The following is a 7697-nucleotide window of genomic DNA, read 5'->3' as shown; positions in this document are numbered from 1 at the left end:
TCACGTCGTGCAGGATCGACTTGACCGTCCGCTGCGAGTAGCACAGCTTGTCTGCGATCTCCTTTGTGGACAGACCGGAGGCGACCAGGCGGAGGACTTCGGTCTCCCGGTTGGTGATTCCGGCCAGGTGTAGACCGCGGGGCTCCAACACGTGGCGCTGCAACCGGGACACCCGGTTCAGCAGCCGCCCCAGCAGGTCCGGCGGCAGCGCGCCCTCACCCGCGGACGCCGCCTTCACCAGGCGCACCAGCACGTCCGGGGTGGTGTCGACTCTTCGCGCGACGGCACACACCCCGCCCTCCACGGCGGTGAGGATCTCGCTGTCCTCGAGTTCCCCCGCGACCAGCACGACCCGGGCGAAACCCCTGACCTGCAACGTCTTGAGCAGGTGGTTGGCCCGGTCGTCGAACCGGTCGGTCACCACCAGGGCGACCGTTTCCGGTGAGGCGTCGTCCTCGTCGACCAGCCAGACTTCGGGTCGGGTCCGCAACGCCATGTGGACACCGTTCTGCAGAATCGGATCCGTGGCCCGCACGATGACCGGCGTCCGACTTTGGTCCAACATGGCAACCCCACCTTCGCCTCAGAGCACTCCCGGACTGTCCACGGTGCCCGAACGGGCGTCCCGAGCGCATGGGACCGGTGTCCCGAAGTTGCCCGACAGGGCGTTATTCACCATCCCCGAGACCCGCTTTGCGCGCGCGGACGATGGCCTGCGCGCGGTCGGCGACGTGCAACTTGGTGAAGATGCTCGACACGTGGTTGCGCACGGTCTTCGGGCTCAGCGACAGCTTGCTCGCGATGCCCGGGTTGCTGACCCCGTTGGCGATCAGCGCCAGCACCTCCCGCTCGCGCGCGGTCAGCTCCGGGAACACCGGGCCGGCGAGTTCGGGGCCCGCGTTGAAGAAGCCGAGGACCCGGGTCGCGATGTCCGGTCCGAAGATCGCCTCACCCCGGCCGACGGCGTGCACCGCGCGCACGATCTCGTCCTGACCGGACCCCTTGAGCAGGTAGCCGCGGGCCCCCGCGCGCATCGCGGCGAACACGGATTCGCTGTCGTTGAACATGGTCAGCACCAGCACACCGGTGTCGACCCGCTCGCCGACGATGGCGCGCGCCGCGTCGATCCCGGTCATGTCGGGCAGGTGGACGTCCATGACGACGACGTCGGGGGTCAGCTCGCGCGCGGTGGCGATCGCCTCGGCGCCGGTGGCGGCCTCGCCGACCAACTCGACGCTCGGCTCGGCGGCCAGCACCGCGCACAGCCCGAACCGGAACAGCGGATGATCGTCGACGACCAGCACCCTCGGGCGCGCGTCACTCATGCGGTGGCGACCTCCTTCGGCAGTGGCAGCGTCGCCAGCACGCGCGTCCCGCCCTCGGCTTCGGCGGCGACAAGGCAGTCGCCGCCCAGTTCGGCCGCGCGCTCGCGCATCGATGCCAGCCCCACACCGCCGAAGGTGTGTCCGGGCAGGCCGATCCCGTCGTCGACGACCTCGATGTGGAGATCATCGTCGACCCACAGCCGCACCGCGCACGACCGGGCGTACGCGTGTCGGGTGACGTTCGTCAGCGCCTCGCAGACGATGCGGTACGCCGCGACGTCGATTGACGAAGGCAGCCTTGGCATGACTGTCGGCACTTCGAGCATGATCGTGACGCCCTCGTCGGTCCCGTCGAGTTTCGCCGTGCGGCTGGCGAGTGTGCCCGCGTACTCGCGCAGCGCGGGCACCAGCCCGATCTGGTCGAGCACCGGCGGCCGCAGCCCGGCCGCGAGCCTGCGGATCTCGGCGATCGCGTCCTGCAGCTCGTCGCGCATCCGGCCGAGCAGCACACCCGCCGCCGAGTCCGGGTCGACGCCGCGGCGGCTCGCGTCGAGCCCCAGGGCGATTGCCGCGAGTGTGGGGCCCACGCCGTCGTGCAACTCGTGCAGGATGCGGCGCCGTTCCTCCTCGCGGGCCTGGACCAGGCGGTCGCGGCTGCGCCGCAGATCCTGGGTCAGCCGGGCGGTGTACACGGCGGTGCCCGCGTGCCGGGCGACGTCGGCCAGCGCGATCCGGTCGCGTGAGCGCAGCACGGACCGGCCGCCGATGACCAGCGTGCCGACGCGCTCGCCTTGGTAGGTCAGGGTCAGCTCGTGCCGGTCGGCCGATGGCGTGCCCGTCACCGCGGCGACGTCGGTGCGCCCCTTGTCCTGGATCTCGATCGCCACGTAGGGCAGCCGCAGCGCCATCGCCAGCGACTCGACGATCCGCGGCAGCGCGGCGCCCGGCGTGTGCGTGTCGGCCAGCCGCGACGCCAGCCGCGACACGACCCGATAGGGATCGTCGGTGTAGCCGAAGAGCCGTTTGTTGACCAGACCTTGCAGCCCGGTGCGCAGCGGCTGGATGAGCACCGCCACCGTCGCGGCCGCCAACCCCTGCTGCCAGGCCTGGGTCAGCGGCGGGAAGAGCAGCGACAGACCCGCGACCACCGCGACATAGATGCCGATGACCCCGGCGCTGAGCGCGCCGTAGACCAGCGACCGGCTCAGCACGACCTCGATGTCGAGCGCGCGGTGTCGCAGCACGGCCAGCGCGACCGCGATCGGCACCGGCAGGAAAGCCAGCGTGTGGAACCGCTCCGGAAGCAGCGGGCTCCCGGTGACGAGGATCGGCAGCGCCCACACCGCCAGGTAGCAGACCGCGCCGAAACCCAGCGCCGCCGCGAGCCAGCGCAGCCTGCGCCGCGAGGTCCGGTCCGCCGACCGCAGGTACTGCCGGGCGAGCACCGCGAAGATCAGCAGCGGGAAGACGAAGAGCGCGGGCAGCGCGGGTGAGCCGAGGACGGCCAGGCGGGCGAGACCGGAGTCGGTCGCGGCCATCGTGACCGCGCACGCGGCGCCGTAAAGAAGCGGACCGGCCGTGTAGCCCAACGTCACCCAGAGGCGGAACCGTTTCGCGGTGACCGCGGGGAACGCCAGCGCGAAGTGCAGCATCGCCGACCACAGCAGGACGAACGCCGCCTCGCCGATGAACCACCGCCAGAACTGGTCACCCGCCACGAGATCCAAGGCCTGCAACGGAAAGAACGTCGCGCCCGCCGTGGTCACCGCGGCCAGGCCCGCGGCCACGAGCGCCGCGCGCGCCGCGGCCTCGCCCGGACGCACCAGGTAGATGGTCAGCGAGATGACGGCGAGAATGGCGACCACCAGCACGGTCGGCCAGCCGTCGAGCAGGCTCTGGAACAGCGGGAACGGGCCGGTGTGGACGTCGACCTCGATGACCTCGCCGCCGCGCACGAGTTGGTAGGTCAGCGAGTCGCCCGGCAGGACCGCGGCGCCGTCGGGGGTCTGCCCGGTGAGCAGGACGTGGTCGATGGCGAGGATCTGGTCGCCCACCCGCAGCGCGGAACCAGGCTCGGCGGCGGTGACCAGCACCGCGCCCGCCTCGACGACGACAGCGGAGTCGCCCGCGTTCACCCTCGCCCCGTCGCTGGGCGCGAGCGCGCGGGCCAGCAGGCACCACCCGGCTACCCCGAGGAGTGCGAGCGTGAGCAAGAGGTACGCGGCTGAGATCCGCCGCGCTCCCGCCGAGCCACCGGACACCTTCGGATCATCTCGCAGCAGTGGGGGCAAACACAGGCATGTCGCCTGGTCGCCGGCATGGCAGTCACCTGGATGGTCTAGCTGGGGGTGGGATTGACTCCGGTCCGTGTCAATCCTTGACAGACCAGCACTTTCGGGCAGGACATCGTGCCCGGCGGACTACCTGGGCACCGCTCGACCCGGCCGCGGGCGACAGGTGCACTCGTGGGATGGATGCCGTCGTGGTGGGCGTGGCGATCGTGCGTGAGTTCCGGTTGTTCGTCGCCCGCCGCTGCTCGCCGGGGTCCGTCGCGGGGTACTGGGAGTTGCCCGGCGCGGAGGTCGCGCCGGGGGAGGACGAGTCGAGCGCGCTGCAGCGCCGGTTCACCACCGAGTTCGGTATCTCGCTGCGCTGCGTCGACCGGATCCTCAGCGACCGCGCCCTCACCGCGTGGCCTACCGACGACCTCGACTACGACTCGGCCCTGCTGCGCGTCTGGCGGTGTCAGCTGCCCAGCGAGTCGACCCTCGACCTGGATCTGGGCGACCCGCGCCCCAACTTCGCCGTCTACGACGACACGCGCTGGGTCCCCATCGACGACCTCGACGCCGTCGGCCCCTGGCGGGAGGCGGACCGCATCAGCGCGGGCGAGATCGCGGACCACTACAACGCCGATGACCTGTGGCAACGTGCGGATTAAGCACCTTCTGACAAAGTGTTCGCAAAAGCGAACGTCATTATTTCACTCGGCGGCCCTCTTCCTTATGTGAGCAGCGGCCGACCCGAGCGAGGGCCGGGTCGGCCGTTGCTACCAAGGTCGTGAGGCCCCTGGGGGCGCACGTGAAGACCGTTCCGACCCGAGCGAGGGCCGGGTCGGAACGGCTCTCAGTCGATCGGGATCGGCCCCGTGGCCACGAACGTCTTGCACACGCCGTTGTCGAGGTCGGTGGCCAGTTCCAGCACGGTACGGCCGTCGCGGCTCGGCAGCAGACTCGGGCTGAAATTGCGGCAGCCCTCGTTGTTCACACCGGTGACCTGGATCGGCGCGGGGAACTCCTCCCACGGGTCGTCCGCTTCCGGGTCGTTGACCAGGATCGTCGCGCCGTTGCCCGGGGCCAGGCTGCCGTCGGCCTCGACGAGCATCTCGCTGATCAGCAGGATCGCCCCATCGGACCCGGTGTTGGGACTCCACGCGACGGTCGGGGTGTGTCGGGGGTACCGGCCCGCCTCGGTGATGACCTGGGTGCCCAGGTCGATCGGGTCACCCCAGTCCCAGCCGTCGGTCGAGGTGCGGAAGTAGATGCCGCAGTTGCGGAGCAAGTCGATGTTGCAGACCTCGTAGACCATGAAGTAGGTGCCGCCCGGCAGCGCCCGCACCCCGATCATCCCCGGCCGAACCCCGTGCCGCTGGTGCTTCACGGTGTCGACCGGCTCGCCCCAGGTCTTGCCGTCGGTCGACCGCACCCGCACCAGCTTCTGGTCGTGGTGGGCGGTGTCCGACTCGTCGGAGTAGAAGGCGACCAGCGAGCCGTCGGCGGCGACGGACAACTCCGGCTCCCGCCCTGGCTGCGCGTTCGGCGCGATGGCGATGTCGGACAGGAACGTCCACGTGCGGCCGATGTCGGCGCTGCGCCACACCCGCTGACGCACCCGGCGGTCCGGTCCGGCGTCCAGTCCCGCGGTCGTCGCCCACAACAGGGTCCCGGCGGGCATGTCGCCGACCTGACGCGGAAGTTCGTAGAGGGTCGCGCAACACATGCCGCGGGAAGTCGCCAGGTCCGGGTCGGAGATCACCGCCACCCGGTGGAAACTCCGGCCGCGATCGGTGCTCTCGTGGATGAGGCCCACGCTCTTGCCGTCGATCATGCTGCCGATGCTCGTGATGATCCGCCCGGCGCCGGGCCCGTGTTCGAGCCGGATCACCCGCGGGTAGCTGCTGCCGACGTCCTCGAGCAACTGGCGAGGGGGAGCGGCCTCAGCCGGGACGGCGAAGGCGAGAAGGATCACCGCGACGAAGGTGCCGAGCGTCCGGATCAGCATTGATCACTCCCGACCTGGTCATACGGCATTTCGACCGAGCGTGCTGGGAGATCGACTCGCGCGCAAACGTTGGAACACCTTCGGGTGGACAACGGTGGCGGGGGACGCATGATCTTGCTTTGCCGCCCGCGGTCAGCCGCGCCGAAAAAGACGCGCGGCGGCTATTCGCCCAAATACCGCTGCAGGGCAGCGGCTTTCCACTCCTCCAACAACCGGGCCCGCCGCCCCGGATCGCCGCCGATCATCGCGTCCAGCGCCAACCCGCGAACCAGGTTGATGGTCAGCAGCAGCATCGTCTCCGCCTGTCCGGCGGATTCCGGCGACTCGCTTTCCGCTGCCGCTCGCAGGGCTTGGAGCGTCGCGTGACCCAGCGCCCGGTCGACCGGTAGGAGGGCATCGCGCAGTTCAGGGTCCGTCCGCGCGGCGACCCACAGTTCCACCGCCGCGGTCGAGAGCGTGCCCGAGTATGCCGCCCACAGCATGTCGATGCCCTTGATCAGCCGTTCGCGTCCCGGCGCCAGCCCGGCCGCGCCCGCCACGACCTCGGCGATCAACCGGTCGAACAGGTGCTCCAACGCCGCCGTCATCAGCTCGGCCTTGGTGGTGAAGTGGTGTTGCTGCGCCCCTCTGGACACCCCGGCCCGCGCGCAGATCTCCTGCACCGTGGTCCGGGCATACCCCAGTTCCACCAGGCAGGTGATCGTCGCGTCCAGCAGGGCCTCGCGGGTCTGCTCGCGGCGTTCCTGCTGCGTGCGGTGGGTGCGTGTGGTCGACACCACATCTCCTCCTCGGGCGGTCGGAGGCACTTTACGGGCAGTCGAATGTGCATGTACCTTCAGATCGTAACTTACATGCAAGCTGGATTGTTTCTCTTACCCTGGAGGTCGGAGCCATGGCTCCCACGCAGCGCTCGCCGTGGATGGACGAAGACCTGGACGCCTTCCGCGACCTCGCTCGCACGTTCTGCGAGAAGGAACTGACGCCCAACGTCGAACGCTGGATGGAGAACAAGCAGGTCGACCGCGAACTCTGGACCAAGGCGGGCGAGGTGGGCCTGCTGTGCCTGTCCATCCCCGAGGAGTACGGCGGCGGTGGCGGCACGTTCGCCCACGAGACCGTGCTCGTCGAGGAGCAGGCGCGGGCCGGCGACAGCGGGTGGGGCGTCCTGCTGCACAACGGGATCGTGGCGCACTACATCCTCGCGTACGGCACCGAGGAGCAGAAGCACGCCTGGCTGCCGAAGATGGCCTCCGGCGAGTGGGTCGGCGCCATCGCGATGACCGAGCCGGGCACCGGCTCGGACCTGCAGAACATCAAGACCAAGGCCGTGCGCGACGGCGACGAGTACGTCGTCAACGGCGCGAAGACGTTCATCACCAACGGCGGCCAGGCCGACGTCATCATCGTCGTCGCCAAGACCGACCCGACCAAGGGCGCCGAGGGCACCTCGCTGATCATCGTCGAGGCCGACCAGCCCGGGTTCCGCCGCGGCCGCGTGCTCGACAAGGTGGGCCTCAAGGCCCAGGACACCGCCGAGCTGTTCTTCGACGACGTGCGCCTGCCCGCGTCGAATCTGCTCGGCGAAGAGGGCCAGGGCTTCGTCTACCTGATGGAGCGGCTGCCGCAGGAGCGTCTCGCGATCGCGGTCGTCGCCGCGGCCGCGTGCGAGCGGGTGCTGGACCTGACGACGGAGTACGTGAAGTCGCGGACCGCCTTCGGCCGGCCGGTCGGCTCGTTCCAGAACTCCCGGTTCGCGATCGCCGAGATGGCGACCGAGGCCCAGATCGCCCGCGTCTACGTCGACCGCTGCATCGAGGAGCTCGCGGCCGGCACCCTGTCGGTCTCCGATGCCGCCATGGCGAAGTGGTGGACGACCGAGTTGCAGAAGCGGGTCGTCGACCAGTGTCTGCAACTGCACGGCGGCTACGGCTACATGAGCGAGTACCCGATCTCGAAGGCGTACCTCGACACCCGGATCCAGACGATCTACGGCGGCACGACCGAGGTGATGAAGGAGATCATCGGGCGCACGATGGGGCTCTGATTCTTCACGAATCTTGAGCGATTCGGGTCGCTATCGCTACCTCGATC

Annotated in this window: 7 protein-coding genes; 2 read left to right on the top strand and 5 right to left on the bottom strand. The window is 69.8% G+C overall.

The features are described from left to right. The 3 genes from ACRDSQ_RS30290 to ACRDSQ_RS30280 form a co-directional block, all read right to left on the bottom strand. A partial coding sequence (locus ACRDSQ_RS30290; RefSeq protein WP_431425804.1) for a LuxR C-terminal-related transcriptional regulator occupies positions 1–565 on the bottom strand: 565 nt, incomplete at its 3' end. 103 nt (positions 566–668) lie between these two features. Then, positions 669–1325, bottom strand: coding sequence for a response regulator (locus ACRDSQ_RS30285; RefSeq protein WP_431425803.1), 657 nt, complete (start codon positions 1323–1325; stop codon positions 669–671). Further along, the gene (locus ACRDSQ_RS30280) at positions 1322–3586 is read right to left on the bottom strand and encodes a histidine kinase (protein ID WP_431425801.1); all 2265 of its coding nucleotides are present in this window, start codon (positions 3584–3586) and stop codon (positions 1322–1324) included. The genes ACRDSQ_RS30285 and ACRDSQ_RS30280 overlap by 4 nt, the downstream gene beginning before the upstream one ends. A 209-nt stretch (positions 3587–3795) precedes the next feature. On the opposite strand from ACRDSQ_RS30280, the gene ACRDSQ_RS30275 reads away from it, so the two are divergent. Further along, positions 3796–4266 (top strand): NUDIX domain-containing protein, encoded by a 471-nt coding sequence (locus tag ACRDSQ_RS30275; RefSeq protein ID WP_431425800.1) that lies wholly within the window; start codon positions 3796–3798, stop codon positions 4264–4266. Between the two features lie 185 nt (positions 4267–4451). Here ACRDSQ_RS30275 and ACRDSQ_RS30270 read toward each other — a convergent pair whose 3' ends face one another. Together ACRDSQ_RS30270 and ACRDSQ_RS30265 are read right to left on the bottom strand one after the other, a co-directional pair. After that, the gene (locus tag ACRDSQ_RS30270) at positions 4452–5606 is read right to left on the bottom strand and encodes a sialidase family protein (protein WP_431425798.1); all 1155 of its coding nucleotides are present in this window, start codon (positions 5604–5606) and stop codon (positions 4452–4454) included. A 161-nt stretch (positions 5607–5767) separates the two neighbouring features. Continuing rightward, the gene (locus ACRDSQ_RS30265) at positions 5768–6385 is read right to left on the bottom strand and encodes a TetR/AcrR family transcriptional regulator (protein ID WP_431425796.1); all 618 of its coding nucleotides are present in this window, start codon (positions 6383–6385) and stop codon (positions 5768–5770) included. Between the two features lie 113 nt (positions 6386–6498). Here ACRDSQ_RS30265 and ACRDSQ_RS30260 point away from each other — a divergent pair, with 113 nt between their 5' ends. Beyond that, positions 6499–7650 (top strand): acyl-CoA dehydrogenase family protein, encoded by a 1152-nt coding sequence (locus ACRDSQ_RS30260; protein WP_431425794.1) that lies wholly within the window; start codon positions 6499–6501, stop codon positions 7648–7650. Positions 7651–7697: the final 47 nt, after the last annotated feature.

This window comes from Actinokineospora sp. (assembly GCF_050699995.1).
Lineage (GTDB): Bacteria > Actinomycetota > Actinomycetes > Mycobacteriales > Pseudonocardiaceae > Actinokineospora.
The sequence above is the reverse complement of the archived record's forward strand: the minus strand, read 5'-3'. Positions and strand labels throughout refer to the sequence as shown.

Coding starts and splice junctions, on each gene's coding strand:
- ACRDSQ_RS30285 (WP_431425803.1), bottom strand. CDS start 1,325: ATGAGTGACGCGCGCCCGAGGGTGCTGGTCGTCGACGATCATCCGCTG.
- ACRDSQ_RS30275 (WP_431425800.1), top strand. CDS start 3,796: ATGGATGCCGTCGTGGTGGGCGTGGCGATCGTGCGTGAGTTCCGGTTG.
- ACRDSQ_RS30270 (WP_431425798.1), bottom strand. CDS start 5,606: ATGCTGATCCGGACGCTCGGCACCTTCGTCGCGGTGATCCTTCTCGCC.
- ACRDSQ_RS30260 (WP_431425794.1), top strand. CDS start 6,499: ATGGCTCCCACGCAGCGCTCGCCGTGGATGGACGAAGACCTGGACGCC.